The organism is Sphingorhabdus sp. 109 (genome assembly GCF_902506555.1).
Classification (GTDB): Bacteria; Pseudomonadota; Alphaproteobacteria; order Sphingomonadales; family Sphingomonadaceae; genus Parasphingorhabdus.
The window spans coordinates 2,379,904-2,403,585 of record NZ_LR732707.1 but is presented as its reverse complement, the minus strand read 5'-3'; the positions used below and the strand labels follow the sequence as shown (position 1 = coordinate 2,403,585).

Here is a 23,682-nt window from a genome sequence, read left to right as displayed (position 1 = left end):
ATGTATCCAGATCTTGAAGGAAAAGTCGCCGTCGTAACAGGCTCTGGTCGCCATAAAGGCCTAGGTGAGGCTATCGCCCGCAAGCTCGCCAGTGACGGGGTGAAACTGGTCATCCACGATCTGGGTGCGGCCAAGGGGGAACTGGCCCCGGAACACGGTGTCGGTGCATCTGACGAGATGGCCGAGGTTGCCGAGGGGATTCGCGCGATCAATCCGGATGTTAGCGCGTTCCAGGCAGATATGCGGGAAGAGGCACAGGTCGAAGCGCTCATCGCCCATGCCGTCAAAACCTATGGCAAGCTGGATATCCTCGTGAACAATGCCGGGGTTGGTTATCTTTTCGGGCCGCTTGTCGATGCAACGCAGGACATGTGGGACACTGTGATCAACGTGAACCTGCGTGGCGCGTTTTTTGCCATGAAACACGCTATTCGACAGATGCAGTCTCAGGTGATCGAGCCGGGCTGGGGCCGGGGTCGGGTGGTTTCGGTCGGAAGCCGTGGGTCGAAATCGGGTTCGGCGCTGACCTCCTCCTATATCGCTTCCAAGCACGGACTTATCGGTCTTACGCGTTCGGCCGCCATCGAATATGGCGGAGAGCAGATCACAGTGAATGCGGTCTGCCCCAATCATGTTACGACGGGCCTTGGCTCCTGGCAGAATGAATATATGGCCGAAAAGCGCGGGCAAACTGTCGAGGATTATCTCGCCGCAATGCGTGATCGGATTCCGCTTGGCCGAGTCGGTGAGGTCGAAGATGCGGCCAATGCCTGTGCATTTTTATGCTCGGGGCAAGCTCGCTATATCACCGGCGAGGCGATGAATGTGTCGGGCGGCGAGGAAATGCACTGAGCAGGTTCGCTCGACAAAAAGGCTGGCCCGGGCCGCTTCGCCACTCCCTGTTCCGCGCGATGTGGGCAACCACCGTTTTCTCTCAACTGGGTGGTTTCATCCAGATCGTCGCGACCAGCTGGACAATGGCTGCGCTCAGCGCATCAGCGGCGATGGTCGCGCTGGTCCAGACGGCGGCAAATCTGCCGGTGATGCTCTTTGCGGTCGCGGCCGGCGCGCTGGCCGACATGTTCGACCGGCGACATGTCATGCTGGCGGCCCAATTGCTGATGCTCGTGCTGTCGCTCGGGCTCGCTTCATGCGCCTTTCTCGATTTGCTGACGCCCGCGCTGCTGTTGGGTTTCACGTTCCTGATCGGCTGCGGAACTGCGCTGCATGCCCCTGCGTGGCAGGCCTCGGTCGGTGAACTTGTGCCTCGCGATCAGATCCCCTCAGCGGTAGCCACGAATGTCTTCGGCAATAATATCGCGCGCAGCATCGGGCCGGTCGTCGGTGGCGGGATTGTGGCGGCGGCGGGCGCAAGCGTTGCTTTTATGATCAACGCCTGTTCCTATATCGGGGTGATTGGCGTTCTTGCGCGCTGGAAAGGCTTTGATGCGGTATCAGCACCGCGCCCCAATTTCCTCTGCATATTGAGAGGCGGGTTCGGCTATGCATTCGCTCAAGCGCGGGTACGCAATCTCGTTCTGCGCACGCTGGCATTCGGGTTCGGCGCTTCGGCCATTTGGGCCTTCATGCCGCTGGTCGCGATACGACTGGGCGGTGGTGCGCCGCTGCTGGGACTGCTGTTTGCCTGTTTCGGGATCGGGGCGATGGTCGGAGCAATCGCGAGCATACCCGTCCGAAAACGTTATGGCGCAGGAGCTCTGGTTGCGGTCGCCGTGATTGTCGTCGCGGTTTCATTGGTGCTGCTGGGTTCCAGCCGTGCGACATCGATTGCCATTCTCGCACATTTGCTGGCTGGTGCAGGCTGGGTGACTGCTCTTTCGATGTTTAACGTCTCGATACAGCTTGCGATCGCCCGCAGCCATGTCGGGCGCGTGCTTGCCATCTATCAGACGACGGCGTTCGGCGGCGTTGCGCTGGGCAGTGCTGCTTGGGGCGTGATGGCAGATTATGTCGGTATGCCGGCGGCACTCATCGCCGCCGGTGCGTTTCTTGCAATGAGCGGATTGCTTGGCGCGCTGTTCCCGCTTCCCGCGCCGACAACAGAACAGGCGGATTAATCGCTATACAGGGCTTCGATCCCGGCCTGACCGATTTGTTCGTCCTGCTCTGGTGTTCCGCCGGACACGCCGATGGCGCCGATGCAGCGCCCTTCGGCCATAATCGGCAATCCGCCGGTCATGGGCAGATAGTCGGTCAGACGAAGGAGGGCCGGGTCGGCGGCGACGCGATCGGCCAGAGCCCGGCTCGGTGCGCGCAACAAAGCAGAAGTTCTAGCTTTCTCGCTCGCGACTTTCGCCGTTAACAGACCGGCTCCGTCCATCCGTTCCAGACAGAGGGGGTAGCCGCCATCGTCTACAACGGCAACGGACATGGCCAATCCGGAGGCCTTTGCAGCCTCTACAGCGGCATCAAGAGCCGAACGGGCGAGGGCGGCATTCAATGTCGGTTTATGTGATAACATGTGGGTTTCCTTTTAGGTGTAATGGTGGCAAAGATTTGAAACGAAATCGTAAATATGCGGTCTCTGGAGCTAGCCGCTCGTCTTGAAAGGGGAGAATAAAAAAAGTGACCGGAAAGAACGGCGGCAAGGCAGGTGTGGATCGTGATCAGGCAGTGCCATTGTACCACCAGATATTTCTGCAGCTGCGCGAAGAAATCACGAGCGGGGAGCGCGCCTTCGGATCGCGGCTGCCGACCGAGCAGGAACTGACCAAAGAATATCAGGTCTCGCGCATCACCGCGCGGCGTGCCCTTGAAGAACTGGCTGACCACCAACTTGTTGAACGCAAGCGTCGGGTCGGTACCCATGTGATCTTTCGTTCGCCGGCGCGACCGATTCACGGCAATATCGAGCAGGCGCTCGAATCGCTGCGCAATTTTGGCCGCGCGACGCAGGTCAAGCTGCTTGAGGTGGATATGGTCTCTGCGCGACCACCGATTGACGAGGCGCTTGATTTGCCAGCCGGGACCGAGCTTCTGCGCGTGGTTCGTACCCGCTGGCTCGATGGTGAGCCGCTTGGCCATTTCGTCAGCTACATTCCTTCCGATCTCGGCAAGGCAATGACACGTGCCAATCTCAAAACGACACCAATGCTGACGTTGCTCGAGGACGCGGGCGCGCATATTGGCGCCGCCCATCAGACGATCTCGGCCACACTTGCTGACGCTGCAGTTTCGGCGAGCCTGCACGTCGACATCGGATCGCCAATCCTGCGGGTCAGCCGGACCGTCTTCGACGTGAATGAACGGCCGGTGCAACACATCCTCGCCCAGTTCCGCCCTGATCGTTACCAGATTCGCCTCGATCTGAATTCTCCCCGTATTCTGGAACCGCAGATTATCTGACGGTCTTTCCAGTTTCTCGGATTATTGATATAGAAATATAACAATTAAATCGCTACGATGCCAGCATCATAGTGGGGAATCTGCAGAATGAACGACTGGACCAGCGATACGGAACCGCAGCTGCTGAGGATTTCCGGCACGACTGCGACCGTTCCAGATATCACCGCCGCCGAATCCTGTTATGGCGAACTGCTTGGGTACCGGGTGTTGGAAAGAGGCCGGATCGATCAGGCCCTCGCCCAGCGCTGGGGTGCACCCGCTACGGCCGGTACTGCCTTCTGCACCTTGCGTCCCGAAAATGAAGACGATATCTTTATCCGACTTATCGAAGCACCAGCCGTGCCGGACTATTCACCTTTGACCAGCTTTGGCTGGACGGCATTCGAAATAATAGTCGACGATGTCTATGCATTGGCGGACCGGCTGGACGCTTCACCCTTCCGGCATCTCGCAGGGCCGAGTCCGCTCCAGTTCATGCCGTCGATCGTCGCTATGCAGGTCGCGGGCCCGGGCGATGAATGCCTTTATTTTACAATGGAGAGTGGCGACCGGAAGGCATCAATTCTGCCCAGGCCTTCGGGCTTCGTCGGGCGGCCATTTATCGTCGTAGCCGCAGGTTCGGATTTTGATCCGATGCTTCGCTGGTATGTGGACCATTTCAGATTGCGGGAAAGACCGGTGCGCAAGAGCAAGGTAGGAGTGCTTCAGCATGCCCAGAATCTTCCTGCTGATCACGCCTTTTCGCTCAGCGCAATCGGGATGGCGCAGCACGGGAATCTGATCGAGCTCGACGAATATCCTACAGGTAGTGATTATATCGCCGGAGTTCGACCCCGTCTCGACGAGCACTTGCCGCCCGGCAATGCGATTGTCAGTTTCGAGGTTGCCAGCCTTTCTCCCTTCGTCGAACTTGCAGATGGACCAGAGATGGTCTCGGCAGGTACCTGTTACGGTGGCCGGCGCTCGCTTGTCCTGACCGGGCCCGCCGGCGAATTAATTGAGTTGATCGAATCGCGTTGAATTGTGATATAGATAGAACAATATAGCCGAAATATGGAATCCGCCCTTTGGGTGAAACAAGGAGTTTGAGATGAAGGTTCGTGACGTTCAACATGCCGTTCTTCCCCGCACGACTGCCGAGGAAGGCAGTAGGCAGAACGCGGTTGTTTCGCTGCGCCGGCTGCTAAATAGCAAGGTCAGGCCAAGAAACGTCGGGATATTCGAATCCGAAGCGGCTCCCGCGTTCGCCGAACGTCATGGTCGTCAGCCTCAATCGCACGAAGAAGTACGCGAAGCCTTTCTGATGTCCCCCGGCTATCGGATGTGGAGCGCCGCTAACCGGTCCGCCCAGGAGATGATATGGGTTTCCGTCGGAGAGCCAACCTATCGTGATCTCGAACGTATGGAGCAGGCGACGAAGGAGCTGATCGAAGCCGATGACAAGCTTGGGAGCCTCTCGCTGGATTCGTCCTATGATCCCTCACCGGAAGTGGCAGATGTCGACATCCATCTCCAGCCCGGCGGATATGCGATGAATCGCAGCGACTATGATGTTGTTTCAGGCGCGCTGTACGAATGTGGTGGCAATGTCTTTTCCTTCGGCCAGGGGATCGGTCGCGGCGACAGCAAGGCGGGTGTCATCATGCGGCTACTCAATGAAGAATTCGACGGGTTCAAACCGGCCAAGATGCTCGATATCGGCTGTTCAGCGGGAGCTGCCTCCGCCGCCTATCCCGCCGAATGGCCTGACGTCGAAATCCATGCGGTTGACCTCGGCGCCGGCATGCTGCGCTATGGCCATGCCCGTGCGGAGTCGCTTGGCGTCGCCGTGCATTTCCATCAGATGGATGCTTCGGACATGCGTTTCGAAGACGAAAGTTTTGACCTTGTTGTCTCGCACAACCTGATGCACGAAATCGGTGAGGAAAAGCGTCGCGCGATGATAGGCGAGTCTTTCCGTCTGGCCCGTCCTGGAGGCATCGTCATTCATCAGGATGTCGCCATCCGCAACCAGCCGACACTGGTGCATGAAATCGAGCGCGATTGGGACACGCATTTCAACGGTGAGGTGCACTGGAACACCTATGCAACGGCCAATCTGCAGGCCGATATGATTGCCGCCGGGTTTCCCGAGGACAATGTCGTCGAACATGATCTTTCGGCGCTACATGGCATGGCAAATAATCGCTGGTATGCAATCAGCGGCAGGAAACCTATCTAATGACCAACCAAGCTCAAGCCATTGCCGCGCTGATCGAATCTGCGCGTGGACAACGTCCCCAAAGTCTTGACAATCGCGAAGCCGAGGAGACGCTCAATATCGCTCTGGCGCTGCTCGTCGAGCTGTCAGTCGCCAATGACAGGATCGACAGGCTTGAAAGGTTGGTTGCGGAAATGCGCGGCGAGGATGTCGCGACGCTACGCGATATCCGCTATGAGGGAGAGGTCGCCGAACAACGTCAGGACGCGACCGACGCATTGTTGATGCGCGCACTACGGGTTCTTATAGATCCCCGTGCCCAGGCGAACGAATAGGCCAGGTTCAGCCCGTCTGGCCCTGCCAGCTGTCCACCACTTCGCCGGCGGTCGCGAACCAGCTCTTGCTGGACCCGGCCAGCTTTCCGAGCAGCTGTTCGAAAGCGTCCATCCTGTGGGGCAGGCCAGTGATATAGGGCGTGATTGTAAACGGTAACACGCGACCGCCAAACCGGTCCGCCTCGATGCCCAGCCAGTCGAACGCGTCCTCGATCTGTCGGGTGACGTCTTCCATGGAATGCTGCTGCAGGGCGATCATCTGCCGGTCGGAAAGTTCGTGGTTGAATGGCATGCTGACGATCGTGCCAGCCTCGGTCGTCGCGAGATAGGGCAGATCGTCGTTCACCCAATCGCACATATAATCGAAACCTTCTTCGACCAGCAGGCGCGGCGTATTCCAGCTCTGCGACCGCGCGATCGACTGCCAGCCCCGCGGCATCGTGCCCATTGCCCCGGCCAGCGTATCGCGTGCCTGAACGATCAGTGCGCGCTCTTCAGCTTCGGGTAAGCCGGTCGCGATAGTTCCGTTCATATCCGTCGAATGGGCGATGATCTCATGGCCTTCAGCCAGGATATCCGAGATGATGGAAGGGTAGCGTTCGGCAATGGCGGCATTTACCGCGATAGTCGCATGTACTCCGGCCTTCGCAAAGGCGTCGAGCAGGCGGTAAAAGCCAACCCGTGTGCCATATTCGCGCGCCGTATAATGGCGATAGTCGGGATAAGGGGTCACCATATGACCGGGCGCGCGGAAAGGCGCATCTTCCGGTGTGATCGGGAACCATTCGAGGTTGACCAGCAGCGTGACGGCCACGGTCTTGCGATCAGGCCATGCAAACGGCTTGCGTGTGGGAATGGGAGAGGGAACATAGAGGCCATGGTCCATGCCTTCACGGCGCTTGGGATATTCGAGATAGGAGGGGTCGAGGCTCATCCGGCGTCCTTCGCATAGCGTGCGGCGTCGGCCGCGGTCGCGTCATAATAATCGTTGGCGAGAAAATGGTCGGCGATATCGCCCGACCGGGTGATCCATGCCCGCCCGTCGGCGGCGATATGCCTCAGCACCTCCTCGAAAGGACCAATCCGGTGCGGCTGGCCGATCAGATAGCTGTGCAACGGGATGCACATGACGGTGCCCGATTGTTCACCCTCGGCGGCGAGCCGTTCATATTGCCGGATCAGCGTGTCAGCATATTCGCGCGGGGACATGTTGTAGACGAAGAAGCCATAATGGTCATTGACCTCGATACTGTAGGGCATGGAGATCAGCCGTCCGTCCTTGACGTGGACCGGTCCGGGCTGGTCGTCATGATAGAGGTCACAGGTATAGGTCATACCATATTCGGCGATAAGGTCGAGCGTGCGCGGTGTATGGGTGAGCGCAGGTGCCAGCCATCCCTTGATCGTCTGCCCCGTCGCATCGCGGACGGTCTTGATCGAATCCTCGATGATCGCGCGTTCCTGTGCTTCGTCCATACCATAGCTGTAGCGGGTGTTGTAGATTCCGTGGCTGAAAAACTCCCAGTCCAGTGCGTTGGCATGGGCGACGACTTCTGGATGATGCTGGCACAGCGCGACCGACAGCGAGACCGATCCTTTGAAGCCGTGCTTCTCCATCACCTCGGCCATCCGCCAATGACCGATACGGTTGGCATAGTCACGATGCCCGTAGGGGACGATATCGGGATGCGGCCTTGGCCAGCTCTTGCGCTGGGGGTTGGCCGGCGGATCGATCTCGTAATATTCGAGATTGGGCGAGACCCAGACAGCGACCGTCTTGCCCTCGGGCCATTCGATCTTCGTTCGATCACGATATGGCCGGAAATCATAGAGTCCGGGATCTTTTTCACTTTCGCGCATCAGCGGGCCTCCAGCCAGTCGATCACCGCCTGCACCGGCTCGACATCGGCATATTTGAGCTGCAGGTCGGTCAGATTGGCGAAGTGATAGCTTTCATGCTTGTCAGCGCAGGTCTCGATCGGGACGATGGTCCTGTAGCCGTGGCTGAGGCTGTCTACCGCGGTTGCGCGGACGCAGCCCGAGGTCGAACCTCCGGTCACGACGACGGTGTCGACCTTGTGCCAAGTCAGATAGCTGGCCAGCTGGGTTTCGAAAAAGGCGCTCGGCATTCTTTTGGTATAGACAAGGTCATTCTCGTCGATGGCGCAACGCTGATCGAACGCATGTCGCTCGCTTCCATATTTGATGTTTTGCAGCGAATCCTCGGTATCGGTCCGGGTACCCCAGATTCCCGCATCACCCGCATCGGCCTTATAGGCGACATGCGACCAGATCACCGGCATGTCGCGTTCGCGGGCAAGGCGCGAAATCGTGTTGATATGTTCGATCTGGCGTGGATCGGTTTCATAGGACGTCTTGAACATGTCGAGTCGGGTATAGGCCTGCTGGACATCGACGTTGACGATCGCGAGCTTCTCGCCGAAGCCGAATTTCTTCCGGGCCGGGTTGGCCATTACCTCTTCGAACAACTGACGTGCTGTCTTATTTTCGCAGATCATTTTGGTGCCGATCGGCATATCGTGGTTTCCAGTTCTTTTGGGTCAATTTCGCCTTCAAAACCAAGCGGCAGTCCGGCATCTGGTGTGAATCCGTAAAGTGCTTCTCCCGGAAGCGCTTCCTGTACGATTTTTCGAACCGCCAGAAGTTTTTCCAGATCGATGCCGGTTCGGAATCCCATCGCCTGTAACATGAAGACAAGGTCCTCGGTCACGATATTGCCGCTTGCTCCTGGCGCAAACGGGCAGCCGCCTATTCCGCCTAGCGAACTGTCAACGGTAGTGAGCCCGGCGTCCAGTGCAGCAAGCACATTGGCAAGACCGAGGCCGCGCGTGTTGTGCAGATGGATGCCGGTCAGCGCGTGGTCGCCGACAACGCCGCGTACCGCCTTTGTCATATGCTGCACCGCGCTTGGATCGGCATAGCCGGTAGTGTCCGAAAGACCGACTTCGTCGCAGCCTGCTTCCATCAGTCGTTCGGCCAGGCGTAAGATCTGGGATTCTGGAATGGCGCCTTCGATGGTGCATCCGAATACGGTGGAAAGGCTGCCCTCAAAATGCGGGCGTCTGCCTTCCGGCAAACTGGCAATCGCCGCAGCGATACGGGTCGCTTCCTCGATCACCTGATCGTGGGTGCGGCGCAGATTGGCGAGGCTGTGAGATTCGGAAACCGAAAGCGGCACGGTAATTTTGTCGGCGCCCGCCGATAAAGCATCCTGTGCGCCGCGGAGATTCGGCACGAGTACGGCAACGGTCAGATCGGGAATTGTCTTGGCGAACGCAACAATCTCGGCCGTGTCGGCAAGCTGGGGCAGCAACGTGGCGGGTACAAAGCTTCCAACCTCTATCTCGCGCACGCCCGCAGCTGATTCGGCCGCAATCCATGCCTTTTTGGCAGCAGTCGGCATGACTGCCGTAATGCTCTGTAACCCGTCGCGTGGGCCCACTTCGCTAATAAATATTTCTTCGGACATAAACCTCTGCTTGCTTTAATGTCCTATATCTATATCAAATAAGATCGAGATGTCGAGAGACAAGATATCGCTGATTAGATTTGAAAGAGTAGGGATAAAATGGAGCCGTTGCCGCTGGAAGGGATTAAAGTTGTCGAGTTCACCCATATGGTGATGGGCCCGTCGATCGGCCTGATGCTGGGGGATCTTGGCGCTGACGTTATCAAGGTAGAGCCGGAAGGCGGCGATCATACCCGCCGTCTGTTGGGCTCGGGTGCGGGCTATTTTCCGATGTTCAATCGCAACAAGCGCAGCGTTTGCCTCGATCTCAAGAGTGAACGAGGCAATGCCGAAGCCCGCCGCCTGATTGATGAAGCCGACGTGATGATAGAAAACTTCCGCCCGGGTGCTTTGGCGAAGCTCGGCCTTGGACCGGAAGATATTACAAAGAGCAATCCGCGTCTCATTTATTGCAGCGCCAAGGGTTTTCTTACTGGCCCATATGAGAACCGAACCGCACTCGACGAAGTCGCGCAAATGATGGGTGGCCTTGCATATATGACCGGCCCTCCCGGACGGCCTTTGCGTGCCGGTGCTTCGGTTATAGATGTAACCGGGGGCATGTTCGGGGTCATCGGTATCCTTGCTGCGCTTGAACGCCGGCACCGGACCGATAAGGGTGGCGAAGTGAAATGCTCGTTGTTCGAGACAACCGCCTTTCTGGTAGGCCAGCATATAGCGCAAAAGGCAGTGACTGGCACGACCGCGCCGCCGATGCCTGCCCGGATTTCGGCTTGGGCGGTCTATGACGTCTTTGAAACGGTTAACCCGGATGAGCAGCTCTTTGTCGGCGTCGTCAGCGATCCCCAATGGGTGGCCTTTTGCGAGGTGATGGGACTGGACGAGCTCGCCGCGGATCAGACGCTTGCGGTCAATAATGAGCGGGTGCGCCAGCGCGAACATATTCTTCCCGTCATCCGCGAGCTTTTCGGTGCGATGACGCGCGATGAACTGGTTGGCAGACTGAAATCAATCGGCTTGCCTTACGCACCAATCATGCGTCCCGACGATCTGCTCGAAGATCAGCACCTGCTCGCCAGCGGTGGTTTTGTAGAGATAACTCTCGACGATGGTAGCCGCGCGAAACTTCCTGCCCTTCCACTTGAAATTGATGGGAAAAGGATGGGTTTGCAACACGATTTGCCGCGTGCTGAGAGTAGCAATGGCATCGATTTCAATTAGGTGAGGGCGTCTTGCAACGGACTATATTCGATAAGATTTGGGACGGTCATAGGATCGGTTCCCCTACTGGCGAGACCGATCTGGTCTTCGTCGATCGCATTTTGCTCCACGAGCGAACCGGCGGGGTAGCGCTGAAAAGCTTGCTTGCACGTGATATTGCCGTTCGCGATCCCGATCATGTTTTTGCGGTCATGGATCATATCGTCGACACCTTTCCAGGGCGCACCAGCGAGACGCTGATGCCAACCGGTAAGGATTTCATTGTTGCGACCCGCGAGGGCACCCACGCCGCCGGTATCCGTCTTTTTGACCTCGACAGCCCCGATCAGGGAATCGTCCATGTCATATCGCCCGAACTGGGCATAGTACTGCCAGGCACGACGCTGATCTGTCCCGATAGCCATACCTGTTCGCAGGGCGCGCTCGGTGCGCTGGCGTGGGGCATCGGATCGACCGAGGCCGAACATGCGCTCGCCACTTCTACCTTGCGTGTCCAGCGGCCTGGGCGGATGCGGATCACTATTTCGGGCAGGCTTGCGCGCGGCGTAACGGCCAAGGATCTCGCACTCGCGTTGCTCGGCCGTTTCGGTGTCGGCGGCGCCGCCGGGCATATAGTCGAATATGCGGGCAGTGCTGTGGAGGCACTTGATATCGAACAGCGACTGACCTTGTGTAACATGGGCACGGAATTTGCCGCGTTCAGCGCGATCATCGCACCCGATGCAACCACAGTCGATTATGTGAAGGGGCGCCGGTACGCGCCCGTCGGCGACGAATGGGACCGCGCCGTGCGGGACTGGCTCGCTCTGCGCAGCGATGCCGAGGCGGTCTTTGATACTGAACTGACTTTTGATGCGGGTGACGTCGCACCGATGGTCACCTGGGGCACTACGCCGCAACAGGTGGTGGCGATCGACGGTGCTGTGCCAGCCGTCGGGGAAATTGGAAAGGCTATGGCCGAAGGCTACCCGCGCGCGCTGCAGTATATGGGTCTGGAGGCAGGCACTGCGCTGGAGTCGCTGACAATTGACGCAGCCTTTATCGGTTCATGCACGAACAGCCGGATTAGCGACCTGCGACGGGCCGCGGCTATACTTGACGGTCGAAAAGTTGCGCCCGGCGTGAAGGCAATATGCGTTCCGGGATCAAGCAATGTCAAACGTCAGGCGGAGGAGGAAGGCTTACATCACGTGTTCCAGCGTGCCGGCTTCGAATGGCGCGAATCGGGTTGCTCTATGTGTTTCTTCGCGGGAGGCGAAAGTTTCGGCCCGCAGGACCGCGTGGTATCATCGACGAACCGGAATTTCGAAAGCCGTCAGGGTCCGGGCACCCGCACGCATCTCGCCTCACCGGAAACCGTTGCCGCCTCGGCGATCGCCGGGCATATCGCTGATCCGCGTAAGCTGGAGATCTGAGATGGAGCCCTTCACGACCTTTACCGCCGTCGCGGCTCCGCTGATGCGGGACAATGTGGATACCGACGCGATCATTCCTTCGCGAGAGATACGGCAAGTATCGAAAAGTGGTCTGGCTGACGGCCTGTTCGCGGGGTGGCGCTATTTGTCGATCGGCGAACGCGATCCGGATCCCGATTTCATGCTCAATGATCCGGCACTAAAGAATGCCAGAATACTGGTCGCCGGGGAGAATTTTGGCTGCGGATCAAGTCGCGAGCACGCCGTCTGGGCGTTGGCCGAATATGGGTTCCGAACGATTATTGCGCCCTCATTTAATCCGATCTTCCGTAAAAATTGTCTGGCCAATGGCGTGTTGCCGGTCGTTCTCGCGGCCTCGATCATCGATCCTATCGCTCGCGGGCTCGCCGCGGCACCTGGCTCCCTCCTGACGGTCAATCTGGAAGAGCAGATATTGCAGGACGAAGTTGGCGGTCGCTGGACCTTCGAAATCGAGAGTGAGGAAAAGCGTGCCCTGCTTTCCGGCCTTGACCCGATCGCCCTTACGCTGACTTTGTCTGATACAATCGCCGCCTTTCGCGACCTTGACGAGCGGGAGCGGTCATGGGCCTATTCGACATTGTCCCGTTAACTTGATGTCGTCGTGCTGATATTCAAGCGATGGCCAGAGTTAAGTTTCTATGAAATGCAATATAGGTTGGAACTCTGCACGTTCGATTGATCGGTCGTTTAGGCTGAGCTTGTAGCTTATCATATTGGTGATTATCAACCTTCGAGGCAGAGCACAAAACGTCTGGTAATGGGTCGCTAGCGGAATGGCAGGTTTTTAAACAGGCCGGGGCGCAAAGGAGACATTCACTTCAAATCCGTTGTTACTTTTCTGCTTCAATCCGCAAAATCCATGTTTCGACGCTTTCGGGAAGACCGAGCCGTCGAGCAGCGGCAATATCGCGCCGTGGGTCGAAGGCAAACGCGGTGATAGGAAGGGCGCGGTTGGCCATTTCGAGCATCATGTGGGTGAACCGCTCCATGCTGGCGGTTGTTTGCTCCTTTGGGATTACGACGGGCGGTTCTTTGAGAAAGCTCAGGGTGTTGATCAGCATAATCTCATCAAATCGATCACGCAGTTGATCATTGGTCAAAGGTTGCAGGTAAGAATTGCGACGATAGTCGGTTCGCCTGCGCTCATGAAGTGGTGCCTGTTCGGGAATATGGTCAATGGTGGTGAAGTCGGACGCCTGTGGTTGCTCGACGGATAGTTCGGGGTAACCGCAATGGCGTATCCAGGCTCGTTGGATGAACTCAAGGACGTCCGATTTCCACGGCGCATCGTAAACTCCGTTCCCCTCGACCACAGTGAGAGGAAAAGTCAGAAGGTTTTCCACGATAGTTGCGTGGCGCTCGGTGAAGTAAATGATCGCATCGACGTAGGCGAAGCGTGGCGAACCATCCTTATCCCGACGACGCACGGCGTGCCAAAGGATGTACGATACAGCGTGGGGATCATAGGCTTCGTGATCCTCGTTCACGAGTATCAGAATCTTGACGAGGTTTTTGCGCGGATGATCCTTCTCGTGCGCTTCAAGCTGCCGGTTAGCTTTCTGCAACGGGCGGGTGATGCCACGCCCAACCCGCTCAAGAACTAGCTTGCCGATGCCGTCCGGGTCGTCCGTGTTCTTGATAAAGGCATCCATAGGGGCGTTGCCGAGGAAGATCGGCCAATCCGGACGCTGGCGCAACTGTTCGACCAAATTTTCGACCCGCCCTTCGCCATCGTCCTCAAGTGTTTTCAGCTCCATAGCGACGAGGCCGCGCATGCAGGCATAGTCAGGACGGGTCTGCTCCGAATTTACAGGATCATCGAGCGATTGGCCGTGCAGCTCTTCACGGATGAAGCGCTCGACGCGTGGGGTCAGTGGCTCGACAGGGCCGGTTCGTTCGATACGCATTGAGGAACCAACATAGTTGAAGGTTCGGCTAATTGCTCCTGAAAAGATAAAATGCTCGGGTGCGCCCGTAAACAGCACCACGCATTTAGCACTGCCATGCCACCGCTCGTATAGTTATATCGCGCATTACTATGAAGCGAGAAACAGCCAATCAACTTTTAACACATCAATGTCCGTTTTCGGGAGATCGGAGGTGTAACTTCAATGACTGAGATGAGGGCGCATTTCAGACCGGCGGGAATTGGGCCGGTTGCAAACGGTCTGGTTTCCACCGTCTCCACCTAAAGAACTGCTGATTAAGCGGCGGTAAGCTATGTTAAGCAACGCCGGCCAAGTTTTAGCGAGCCGAGATAGAAAAATTTGTGTAACTATGCGCTTGCGATGAAAACTAGAGACGATTTTTCACAAAAGACAGTGCTCCAGATCGCGAAACGCGCGGGCTGGCTTTGTTCGTTTCCGCCATGCCGCACGCCGACAGTTGGTGCGACGGCGGATGGGGACGGTGAAATCAATATCGGCACAGCAGCCCATATCTGCGCCGCATCGCCCGGTGGCCCGCGCTATGACGAGAAAATGACACCCGCAGAGCGCTCCTCTGCAGAAAACGGTATCTGGATGTGCCGCGACCACGGCAAGGCCATTGACTCAGACGTGAATGAATTCACCGTCCAGCGTCTGCACGAGTGGAAAAACTGGCGCAAAAGGAATCATGGCGGCGCGTCCTGCGGGATGAAGCACCTTCATCACTCGCGCCGCAACCCGATGACGATTTACACGTGCGGCTTCGCAATGCCGCAGAAGCCGATCTTGCGGTGTTTCGGAACACGGCGAAATGGCCCTCCACAGCTGTTCCGCTCAGACTCGAAGTGGACGGACTCGGCGAACCGGCAACGACCAACGCCATTGCGCGTGCGGTCGTGTCATTGGATGATTTGATCCTCGTCGCGCCCCCCGGCATGGGGAAAACGACGACGCTCTTCCAGATCGCCGAAGCTATGCTGGCGGATGGCAGCGGCACGCCACTCATCGTGCCGCTCGGCGAGTGGACGACGGAAGACGCGACGGTTCTCGGTTCGATCCTCCAACGCCCGGCGCTCAAGGGCATTTCGGAAGATGATTTCCGCGCGGCGGCAAGCCGCCCCGGCGTCGTATTGTTGTTGGATGGCTGGAATGAACTCGACACGGTGGCACGCATGCGCGCGCGCGTACAAGTCGATACACTCAAGGCAGAAATGCCGGAACTCGGGCTGACCGTCTCAACGCGCAGGCAGGCGCTTGATGTGCTGTTCGCGGGAACGCGCGTCGATCTCCTGCCGCTCAGCGAGGAACAGCAAATGCAGATCGCCGTCGCCATGCGCGGCGATGCGGGGGCGCAGATGGTAGATCAGGCTTGGCGCACGTCCGGCGTGCGCGAGCTTGTCACGATACCGCTTTACCTGTCGGCCTTGCTTTCGCTTCCCGAGAACGCGCCTTTTCCAATCACGAAAGAGGAAATCTTGCGCCACTTCGTCGCCGCCCACGAAAAGGAAGCCAGCCGTGCAGAGGCGCTGCAGGCAGTGGCAAAAGGTTTCCAGGAAGATTTTCTCGATGGCCTTGCTGTTTTTGCCTCCCAAGCGGCGAATACTGCAATTGCGGATAGCAACGCGCGGCGGTCAATCTCTGAAACGGGAACACTGCTCGCCCAGAACGGGCAGTTGACGTTGAATTCCCAGCCCGACCCCGGTGACGTACTTGAAGTGCTGGTCAATAGCCACGTGCTCATGCGGGCCGGTGATTCACCCGGTGTTTCATTCCAGCACCAGCAGTTGCAGGAATGGTATGCGTCGCACACGGTCGAGCGCCGGATCATCAGCGAAGTGGATGACCCCACAGGACGCGAGGCGCTGAAAGAGGAAATCTTCAACCTCCCGGCGTGGGAAGAATCTGTCCTTTTCGCCGTGGAACGCATGTCGCGAGGTGGAGCACCCGAGAAGTCTGCCAGTGGAAAAGCCGTTCTCGCCGCTTTCGAAGTCGACCCTATTCTCGCCGCCGAAATGATCTACCGCGCGACGGACGAAGTCTGGGCCTCCATCGCGGAGACTATTCAAGAACATATCGGTCATTGGCATGCGCCGGGCAAATGCGACCGGGCCTGCCGTTTCATGATGAACTCAGGGCGGCCGGAATTCCTTGAGCGCATCTGGCCCCTCATCACGCATGAGAACGATCAAGTAAGCCTGAAGGCGCTGCGCAATTGCAGGCGCTTCCGTCCGTCCTTGCTCGGACAGGACGCAGAAAAGCGCATCCAGGCTCTACCCTCGCAACCGCGCGCGGTGCTTCTGCATGAAATGGCGATTCACAGCGGCATGGACGGCCTCAATCTCGCAACGACGGTAGCGAAGGATGATCCCGATCCAGAGGTGCAAGCATCTGTCGTTGAGGCCTTGGCATTCCGCCGTGCCGACCGTCATATCGCCGAACTGCTGCATGACGCAAAAGACACTACCTTTGTGCTTTTAGCGCGAAGAAACCTTGTTGACGAAGTGGATGACGAGGCTGTGCAGGAAGGAATTTCCGCTGCGCGCAGGCGGCAGGAAGAAAGCGGCACGTCCACATATGACCGGCTGCACCCGATCATTTTCACCACCGACAGTGAGGACAGGAGCGCCGAACTCACCGCCATCATCACCGAAATGGAGATCGAGGGCAGGCAGGATGCGGCGGTGCGGCTCATCTATGAAGCATGGAACCGTTATCCGCAGCCCGTGGCCGAAGGTTTGCTGGCGCGCGTGCGCGTGGGGCGGAATCTATTCTATGGGGCGGACGATATTCTCGCCGGTGCCGGTTTCGGGCTTGAAGACGATGATCTGCTGCGGCTCGCACTGGCGGAAACTGAACGCCTTGATGACAAAGCGGAAGCGGCTGCCTCTGTTCTCGGCCCGTCGTCCGTGGGGTGCATGATCGATGCGTTGCTGGATGCGGCGACGCGGCTGCGTGGTGCAGACGGCAAATATGACAAGGCGGCCTCCGATCGCTATCACTACATTGAATCGAGGATTGCGCATGTGCTGGGCGCGAGCCTTGTTGCCGCCATACAGGCGCGCTCCGCTGAAGCAAATGACGAGCAGATGGCACGACTGGCAAGGCTACTGTCACGCCACCCCGATGAGGCCGACCGGGGCCGTCCTTTCGACGCGGAAAACCGCGCCGCAATCCGTGCGCTCATCGAAGATTGGGGCAATCGCGTTTTGGCGTCCGGCGATGCGGAACGGCGGCATATTGCGAGCATCGCCGCGCTTGCATGTCGCGCGCCGGATGTGAGCTTGCTCCCTCTCTTGAAGAGAATGCTGGACGAGAATCTCCGCCGTTACCGCGCCTTCCGCGAGGAAGCCGCCGCCGCAGGCTGGCGGCAAGGCAAGGCGCGGGACGAGGCGAGCTGGCCGCTGACGCACGAATATCAGCGCGCGTTCATGGCGATCAAATCGCCGGAAACGACTGCGCTCATGTGCGAATATCTTGCCGATCCGCACTTTGGTGAACTCGCTGCCTGCGTCCTCGCCGCACACTGGAAAGCCGCAAACGAACCGCCGCCGGATCAGCGTTTCTTTGGCGAGCCGGACCTCAGCGGCGTCGCGGAAAAACGCGTAGCCCGCGCCGCCGATCCCGCCGCGACATCCGACGAAGCGGAAGCGATTTTCTCCGTCATCGAAACGCTCATCGCGGATGGCGCAACAGATGACCAGAAGCGGCTGGCGGTTGAACTTGGTATCGTGTCCGTGCGCCTCCCGCACGGACAGCGCGACGCCACAATTGAAGAACTTATCTCCCTGACGCACCGGCGCGCCCGCACCAAGCTACTGTTCGGATTGATTTTGTCCGGCTTCGAAATTGATAGCAAGCTTGTCACCGATGGCATCTCCGAAACCTTTGAAGCGGCAAAAACGGAACCGTGGATACTCATGGACGGCAATGCCTATGAGTTACGCGACTGGCTGAGATTGTTGCCTTTCACAAAACGTCCTGTCGATACGCTGGATGTTGTACGCAGCATGCCCGATGCACAACGCGCGCCGCGCTTTCTGGAAGGAATGGTTGGCGGTTTCGCTGCAACCCCCTCGGCGGGCGCTGAAGAAGCCTTGTTCGATCTCGCCGAACAAGACCCGCGATTCTACGAGAACTATCAATGGCGTGCGGCGGCACTCAAGCTGGGTACAGTCTCATCCGCGCACCGACTCATTGAGCTTACGGCGAATGGCGCGTTTAACGCCAGATCGGTCGATGGCTGGCGGGCGTCGCGCGAACTTGGCGCACTGATCGAGAAATTTCCGGAAGTGCGCAGAAAAGTCTATGACCTACTGAAAGATGGCGCACCTTCACCCGCTCTCGCGCTTCTTGCAAGGGCCGTCTCTGAAAACCCCGACGACGAGGGGATACTGCTCTTGGTTGATATCGAGAGCAAGCAGAGGCGGCCCATGCTGAATTGGCGCACGATTGAAGCCGTTGTCACCGAACACGTCCCCGTCGAAAACTGGAGCAATGCATACAACGTAGTGCCTGTTCCCGGCGCCGAATTGCGGCAAGCGCTGCTCGCGCGGACAGCCGATGGCGGCCCTGCAGATGCCGCCGCGCGATGTCTGACCGCTATTGACCTCATTCGGGACGAACACGGGGTTCCTGTTTCGGAGCCGCGTCACCCCGATCTTTCGTCTGGTAAACCGTGGCCGATCATGACGCCTGACCCGGATGCATCTGCAGAATAGTGTTTACACAACTCATGGAATCGAAATGTCGCCGTTCGGGCGCGCCGGCAGTTGCCAAATTTTGCATGATTGTGCCGATTACGTTTCGGTAGAGCTCGCTTGCAGAGATTGAGCAATCGAATTGGAGAAATAGCCAGAGCGGGTAAGAGTCTTCATCGGTTTGTTTTCTACGATGTCTGTTGTTGGATGTGAGAGCGAATTCGCAAAACGACAAAAATTGGACGCATCGCCGACCTGTGGCAATTGGGGCTATTATGATTTCTCTTCTCTCAATTCTGAAACAATCGTCGACGCGTTCAACAAGATCCGGATCTTCTCCAGGTTGCCTTCAAGATCTCTGGTTAGCTGCCAAATCCGCTGTTGATCGGCTTTCGAAGACTGTCCTCTCACGGCAATTTCATGAGCATCTTCCAGCCGAGCCGCAATGAGTGCAAACAGAGCGCCTCGCACTTTGGTTGCATCAAATTTGTCATCACTTACCATGCTCCCAACAACGCTCGTTTCCTCGCGCAAGTCCAGTAGCAGCTTTTGCATTATTGCAGATAAACCGCTGGACTGCAGCGTTTGTTCGAGCATTGGTGCGGTGTCGCAGGGCAATGTTCGCGACATGCCGCTGGGTCTTTTTACCATCCGCGGCTTGGGTCAGTGGAAGCGCTGGATCCTCCAGCGCCATACTGGAGAACCCAAATGCCAACTACAAAACCGCAAACCAAGTCCGATAAAGTTATCGCGCTGCTAGGCCGAGCCACGGGCGCTTCGCTGGACGAGATATGCAAAGCGACCAGCTGGCAGCCACACAGTGCCCGCGCCTTTCTGACCGGGCTGCGCAAGAAGGGCTTTGAGCTCCCCCGGGAGCAGCGAGGGGACGAAGGTACCGCCTATCGCATCACCGCGGAACCATCGGGTGAGGACGCATCCTCATGAGCGATCTGGAAAACCGGTTGTCAGAACTGGCCGCCATGCCGCCGGCCCAACTTCGATCCCTTTGGCGGGATACCTTCCGCAAACCAGCACCAGAAGCAGCGCCCGATCTGCTGCGTCGGGCTATCGCCTGGCGCTTGCAAGAACGCATGCATGGCGGACCGACGCCCTCGGTCAAAATGCGGATATCAAAACTGCAAAAGAAGCTGGCAAAATCGAGTCTGGCAGGAATGCCTCCTGAAATTGCGCTCAAGCTAGGCACACGGCTGGTTCGAACATGGAATGGCAAAAGCTATCACGTGCTCGTGGGAGATGAGGGTTTCGAATATGATGGCAGGCAGTTTGGAAGCCTCAGCCACATCGCTGAAGAAATCACCGGCGCACACTGGTCCGGCCCCCGCTTTTTTGGATTGAGGAAGCGAAGTGGTTTCAATCCCAAGGCTATGATCAATGCCTGAGGCGAAGAGAAAAACCCGCTGCGCCATCTATACCCGCAAATCGACCGAGGATGGGCTGGAGCAGGATTTCTACAGTCTGGATGCCCAGCGCGAGGCATGTGCTGCTTATATATTGAGCCAGACCCACGAGGGATGGGAAGGGACATCCGAGCTTTATGATGATGGCGGTTTTAGCGGTGGTTCCATGGAGAGACCCGGCCTCAAGCAACTTCTGCAGGATGTGATCGCCGGCAAGGTCGATGTCATCGTAGTCTACAAGGTCGACCGTCTGACATGGTCATTGGCTGACTTTGCCAAGATCGTCGATATCCTGGACGAGCACCATGCGAGCTTTGTCAGCGTGACCCAGTCCTTCAACACCACTACCAGCATGGGCAGGCTGACGCTCAATGTCCTTCTATCATTCGCCCAGTTCGAGCGGGAGGTCACAGGGGAACGTATCCGCGACAAGATTGCAGCCTCCAAGAAAAAGGGCATGTGGATGGGCGGCCCGGTTCCACTTGGATATGAACTTGGTGACCGCAAGTTGGTTGTTAACGCCCGCGAAGCTGATACCGTCCGCCACTTGTTCCGGCGATATACCGAGCTTCAATCCGTACCCCAACTGGTTGATGAACTTGCAGCTAAGGGATATCGTACCAAGGTCCGTCTCTACAAAGATGGCCGGCAAATCGGCGGCGTCGCATTTCGCACCGGCGCACTGAGCCAGTTGCTCAAAAACCCGATCTACACCGGCAAGGTCCGACACAAAGACGCCATTTATGATGGCGAGCATGAAGCCATCATTGATCAGGCATTGTTTGATGAGGTGCAGAGCATCTTCGCTGCCAACCGAAGCGACAATGCCCTGGGCAAGAAGTCCAGCAATCCCAGCCTGCTCGCAGGCTTGATCACCGATCCTGATGGAAGGCCAATGACCCCAACGCATGCCTCGACAGGATCTAAGCGATTTCGTTACTATGTCACGAGGCTTGAGCCGGGTGATGACAAGAATCTGGTAGGGAGATTGCCATCGGGAGAAATTGAAAGACTGGTGATAGACGCTCTTGCGAGGGCAATTGCTGATACTGCGCCGGCATCGGGCGATGCCAATTTCATCAAGGATCAGATGGCCGCGAGTAGCGAGATCGCTAATCGCCTTCAGAATGCTGCCATTCACGAGAAGCGCAAGATATTGTTGGATCACAACGTCAACGTGCAAATCCAGAAAGACCAGGTCATCCTCAGTTTCAAGCCCCACGTTGAAGCGGAACGAGCAGAAGTCAGCATTGATGCAAAACTGGCAAAACAGGGCAGTGAGCTGAAATTTACCATTCCGCCTACCAACGCGAACATCAAGCCCGCTCCCAATGCCACACTGCAAAAGCTGGTCGCCCAAGCCTTTGCTGCACAAGACCTTCTCCTCACCGGCAAAGCCAATCCTGCACTTTCAGATTACAGCCGACGGTACCTGGGACAGCTGGTTCGTATCTCGTGGCTCGCGCCCGATATCATTGCAGCCATCATGGATGGGACACAGCCGGTTGATCTGACCGGTCGCAAGCTCACCCGCGCCAATGCTATCCCGCTTGATTGGCCGAGTCAGAGGAAAATGTTCGGGTTCGCCTGACCGCGCAGCCCAAAATCTCAATGTGCATCTGACAGCCACGAAATGGCCCTCTGAGACGATGGGCCATATTGGCAGCATTCCGCCACCGACAAAGCGTCTCTGGTCGCAAAGGGGATGGGCGGCGTTCACGTAAGTTACTGATAAATATTCATTAATTATGCCATATCGAGGCAGGTGCAGAGACGCTCGGAAATGGGAAAAACTGGGTGGTGCCGCTTAGAGGATTCGAACCTCTGGCCCCCGCATTACGAATGCGATGCTCTACCAACTGAGCTAAAGCGGCATCGATGAAACGGAGGAGGGTAGACCTCATGCCTTTTCCATTGATCGCGCGCCATTAACAGCAGAGCCGTGCCGTGACAAGAGTGCGCAGTCGATATTTCGCGCGCTTGCCATTGTGGCGCTCTCCGGCCCGCACCTGCCGGTTCTGGGCCTCATATCCGGATATTTACCATATATTTACCATGGTGGTGCAGACCGGTGTGGAATTGATGCAATCGCGATGGGGCAGCATGGAAAACCTACGGACTCACAATGAACTCGGCGATCAGGATTTGCTATCGGCACCTGATTACACGGTCTTTGAAGACGATGACGCCGCGGTCGAGGCGCCACCACCGATCAGCCAGGACGAGCGGCGCATGCATGTACGCGCCTATAATTTCTGGGCCAGCCTGCTGGGCGAACGGCATTTTCCCAATGTCGAGGACCTGTCGCCCGAATCGGACGATGATTTCGGACCCAATAGCGTGTTGCTCGATTTCACCAACGGCATCGAGAATCCCGCGATCCAGTTTCTCGGCCGCGCACTGCGCGAGGAGTGCAAGATCGACGCGTCGATCACCGCGGTTGCCGATGTGCCGGCGCGTTCCCTGCTTTCGCGCATCACCGACCATTATCTGCAGATCATCGCCAATCAGGCGCCGATCGGCTTCGAGGCGGAATTTGTCAATCATGCAGGCATCACGATCATGTATCGCGGTATTTTGCTGCCCTTCTCGACCGATGATGACACGATAGATTTTATCTACGGCGTCATCAACTGGAAGGAAGTGGCCGCCGATACCGTCCAGCGGGAGATCGAAGGGGAAGTGTCCGAGGCGATGCTCTCGGCTCCCGAACGCAAGGTGGCGGGTCCGGTCTGGGAAGACGGACCGAATGCAACCGGCCGGGAGGATCAGGCCGCGACCAGCCCGCTTGAGCTGACGCCCGCCTTCGCCATCATCCCGCAACAGGACGAAGCGCAATCGCCGGATCAGCCGGCCGAGGACGCGAGTCTGGCCGACTGGCTGGCGGCTGCCCGGAATAGCGCCGACCATGCCGCGCATAACGAGCAGCGCAGCCGTGCGGCGCTATATGCCGCCATCAGCAACGCCTATGATTTCTATCTGATGACCGAGATGTTCCCGGACGACTATCAGATGCTGCTCGAAGATTGCGGCCTTGTGGTCCAGGAACGCGCACCGATGACGCCGATCGTCAAACTGGTATTTGGTACCGGTTATGACAAGACGCGGCTGACCGAATATGCCGCAGTGCTGAAATATGCCAAGCGCAATGCGATTGCCAAGGGCGCGCTCGCCGATTTGCTCGGTCAGCATGAGGGTGGTCTGAAAGCGATTGTGCAGGCCGAGCGCGCCGCCGGGCGGACCTCCGGGCTGCTCAACAAGCTGCGGTCGGCCGGAGAGGACATGCTGGTGAAACTGCGTGCAGCGCCGTCGCGGCAGTTGCAGGATATCGATCCCGGGGATTCCGAATTTGTCGTGCTCGTCGCGCGCAAGGGCTCGGACGGTGAATTGTCCATTGTCGGACCGGTTCGCGGCAATGACAAGTTGACCAGCCAGGCGTTGAAACATACCGAAATCTGATCCTGCGGGCGGCGGCGGTGACGCCGTTGCTATCCTGCCTCTAGTTACATATGTAACCGAAATATCACGGTCAAAAACATTCTCCTATCGCAAGCGAAAAGGACCGGCTCG

Annotated in this window: 21 protein-coding genes and 1 tRNA gene; 14 read left to right on the top strand and 8 right to left on the bottom strand. The window is 57.7% G+C overall.

Annotation, left to right across the window (positions count from 1 at the left end; all coding sequences use genetic code 11):
- Positions 1 to 852 carry an SDR family NAD(P)-dependent oxidoreductase gene (locus tag BOSE62_RS11345; RefSeq protein ID WP_201295726.1) on the top strand — a complete coding sequence of 284 codons (852 nt, stop codon included), beginning with the start codon at positions 1 to 3 and terminating at the stop codon, positions 850 to 852.
- A complete protein-coding gene (locus BOSE62_RS11340; RefSeq protein WP_268893904.1) occupies positions 783 to 2,078 on the top strand; it encodes an MFS transporter in 1,296 nt (431 codons plus the stop codon). The genes BOSE62_RS11345 and BOSE62_RS11340 overlap by 70 nt, the downstream gene beginning before the upstream one ends.
- Here BOSE62_RS11340 and BOSE62_RS11335 read toward each other — a convergent pair.
- Entirely contained in the window at positions 2,075 to 2,482 is a 408-nt protein-coding gene (locus BOSE62_RS11335) for a GlcG/HbpS family heme-binding protein (RefSeq protein ID WP_159646211.1), read from the bottom strand. The two genes, BOSE62_RS11340 and BOSE62_RS11335, sit on opposite strands and share 4 nt — an antisense overlap.
- Positions 2,483 to 2,586: 104 nt before the next feature.
- Here BOSE62_RS11335 and BOSE62_RS11330 point away from each other — a divergent pair, with 104 nt between their 5' ends.
- The 4 genes from BOSE62_RS11330 to BOSE62_RS11315 all read left to right on the top strand — a co-directional run bounded on the left by BOSE62_RS11330 (position 2,587) and on the right by BOSE62_RS11315 (position 5,901).
- Positions 2,587 to 3,366 carry a GntR family transcriptional regulator gene (locus BOSE62_RS11330; RefSeq protein ID WP_201295666.1) on the top strand — a complete coding sequence of 260 codons (780 nt, stop codon included), beginning with the start codon at positions 2,587 to 2,589 and terminating at the stop codon, positions 3,364 to 3,366.
- An 87-nt stretch (positions 3,367 to 3,453) separates the two neighbouring features.
- Positions 3,454 to 4,386 carry a VOC family protein gene (locus BOSE62_RS11325; protein ID WP_159646208.1) on the top strand — a complete coding sequence of 311 codons (933 nt, stop codon included), beginning with the start codon at positions 3,454 to 3,456 and terminating at the stop codon, positions 4,384 to 4,386.
- A gap of 70 nt (positions 4,387 to 4,456) precedes the next feature.
- Positions 4,457 to 5,587: a class I SAM-dependent methyltransferase gene (locus tag BOSE62_RS11320; protein WP_159646205.1), complete on the top strand. Its 1,131-nt coding sequence runs from the start codon at positions 4,457 to 4,459 to the stop codon at positions 5,585 to 5,587.
- Positions 5,587 to 5,901 carry a hypothetical protein gene (locus tag BOSE62_RS11315; protein WP_159646202.1) on the top strand — a complete coding sequence of 105 codons (315 nt, stop codon included), beginning with the start codon at positions 5,587 to 5,589 and terminating at the stop codon, positions 5,899 to 5,901. Before BOSE62_RS11320 ends, BOSE62_RS11315 begins: the two co-directional genes overlap by 1 nt.
- 7 nt (positions 5,902 to 5,908) lie before the next feature.
- On the opposite strand, the gene BOSE62_RS11310 is transcribed toward BOSE62_RS11315, so the two are convergent.
- The 4 genes from BOSE62_RS11310 to BOSE62_RS11295 are packed head-to-tail and all read right to left on the bottom strand — an operon-like array spanning position 5,909 to position 9,391.
- Complete coding sequence (locus BOSE62_RS11310) at positions 5,909 to 6,835, bottom strand: polysaccharide deacetylase family protein (protein WP_159646199.1); 927 nt, start codon at positions 6,833 to 6,835, stop codon at positions 5,909 to 5,911.
- Positions 6,832 to 7,761 (bottom strand): polysaccharide deacetylase family protein, encoded by a 930-nt coding sequence (locus tag BOSE62_RS11305; RefSeq protein ID WP_159646196.1) that lies wholly within the window; start codon positions 7,759 to 7,761, stop codon positions 6,832 to 6,834. Before BOSE62_RS11305 ends, BOSE62_RS11310 begins: the two co-directional genes overlap by 4 nt.
- Positions 7,761 to 8,438 carry an isochorismatase family protein gene (locus BOSE62_RS11300; RefSeq protein ID WP_159646193.1) on the bottom strand — a complete coding sequence of 226 codons (678 nt, stop codon included), beginning with the start codon at positions 8,436 to 8,438 and terminating at the stop codon, positions 7,761 to 7,763. The genes BOSE62_RS11305 and BOSE62_RS11300 overlap by 1 nt, the downstream gene beginning before the upstream one ends.
- Positions 8,417 to 9,391, bottom strand: coding sequence for a hydroxymethylglutaryl-CoA lyase (locus tag BOSE62_RS11295; RefSeq protein WP_159646190.1), 975 nt, complete (start codon positions 9,389 to 9,391; stop codon positions 8,417 to 8,419). The genes BOSE62_RS11300 and BOSE62_RS11295 overlap by 22 nt, the downstream gene beginning before the upstream one ends.
- A gap of 99 nt (positions 9,392 to 9,490) precedes the next feature.
- Between BOSE62_RS11295 and BOSE62_RS11290 the strand changes: the two genes are divergently transcribed.
- From BOSE62_RS11290 to leuD, 3 genes are read left to right on the top strand one after another with little or no spacing between them, the layout of a single operon-like run.
- On the top strand, positions 9,491 to 10,612 hold the full coding sequence (locus tag BOSE62_RS11290; protein WP_159646187.1) for a CaiB/BaiF CoA transferase family protein: 1,122 nt from the start codon (positions 9,491 to 9,493) through the stop codon (positions 10,610 to 10,612).
- An 11-nt stretch (positions 10,613 to 10,623) separates the two neighbouring features.
- Positions 10,624 to 12,027 carry a 3-isopropylmalate dehydratase large subunit gene (locus tag BOSE62_RS11285; protein WP_159646184.1) on the top strand — a complete coding sequence of 468 codons (1,404 nt, stop codon included), beginning with the start codon at positions 10,624 to 10,626 and terminating at the stop codon, positions 12,025 to 12,027.
- A gap of 1 nt (position 12,028) precedes the next feature.
- The gene (gene leuD, locus BOSE62_RS11280; RefSeq protein ID WP_159646181.1) at positions 12,029 to 12,658 is read left to right on the top strand and encodes a 3-isopropylmalate dehydratase small subunit; all 630 of its coding nucleotides are present in this window, start codon (positions 12,029 to 12,031) and stop codon (positions 12,656 to 12,658) included.
- 241 nt (positions 12,659 to 12,899) lie between these two features.
- On the opposite strand, the gene BOSE62_RS11275 is transcribed toward leuD, so the two are convergent.
- Positions 12,900 to 14,057, bottom strand: a complete 1,158-nt coding sequence (locus tag BOSE62_RS11275) for a hypothetical protein (RefSeq protein ID WP_159646178.1) — start codon at positions 14,055 to 14,057, stop codon at positions 12,900 to 12,902.
- Between the two features lie 602 nt (positions 14,058 to 14,659).
- Between BOSE62_RS11275 and BOSE62_RS11270 the strand changes: the two genes are divergently transcribed.
- On the top strand, positions 14,660 to 18,715 hold the full coding sequence (locus BOSE62_RS11270) for an NACHT domain-containing protein (RefSeq protein WP_201295665.1): 4,056 nt from the start codon (positions 14,660 to 14,662) through the stop codon (positions 18,713 to 18,715).
- A gap of 252 nt (positions 18,716 to 18,967) precedes the next feature.
- Here the strand turns inward: BOSE62_RS11270 and BOSE62_RS11265 are convergent, their stop codons facing one another.
- Positions 18,968 to 19,324 carry a hypothetical protein gene (locus BOSE62_RS11265; RefSeq protein ID WP_159646175.1) on the bottom strand — a complete coding sequence of 119 codons (357 nt, stop codon included), beginning with the start codon at positions 19,322 to 19,324 and terminating at the stop codon, positions 18,968 to 18,970.
- A 78-nt stretch (positions 19,325 to 19,402) separates the two neighbouring features.
- Here BOSE62_RS11265 and BOSE62_RS11260 point away from each other — a divergent pair, with 78 nt between their 5' ends.
- From BOSE62_RS11260 to BOSE62_RS11250, 3 genes are read left to right on the top strand one after another with little or no spacing between them, the layout of a single operon-like run.
- Positions 19,403 to 19,639, top strand: coding sequence for a DUF3489 domain-containing protein (locus BOSE62_RS11260; RefSeq protein WP_159646172.1), 237 nt, complete (start codon positions 19,403 to 19,405; stop codon positions 19,637 to 19,639).
- On the top strand, positions 19,636 to 20,094 hold the full coding sequence (locus BOSE62_RS11255) for a DUF2924 domain-containing protein (protein ID WP_159646169.1): 459 nt from the start codon (positions 19,636 to 19,638) through the stop codon (positions 20,092 to 20,094). Before BOSE62_RS11260 ends, BOSE62_RS11255 begins: the two co-directional genes overlap by 4 nt.
- On the top strand, positions 20,087 to 21,703 hold the full coding sequence (locus BOSE62_RS11250) for a recombinase family protein (RefSeq protein ID WP_159646166.1): 1,617 nt from the start codon (positions 20,087 to 20,089) through the stop codon (positions 21,701 to 21,703). Before BOSE62_RS11255 ends, BOSE62_RS11250 begins: the two co-directional genes overlap by 8 nt.
- 207 nt (positions 21,704 to 21,910) lie before the next feature.
- Here BOSE62_RS11250 and BOSE62_RS11245 read toward each other — a convergent pair.
- Positions 21,911 to 21,986 (bottom strand) — tRNA-Thr (locus BOSE62_RS11245).
- Positions 21,987 to 22,215: 229 nt separating this feature from the next.
- Between BOSE62_RS11245 and BOSE62_RS11240 the strand changes: the two genes are divergently transcribed.
- Complete coding sequence (locus BOSE62_RS11240) at positions 22,216 to 23,571, top strand: PAS domain-containing protein (protein WP_201295664.1); 1,356 nt, start codon at positions 22,216 to 22,218, stop codon at positions 23,569 to 23,571.
- Positions 23,572 to 23,682: the final 111 nt, after the last annotated feature.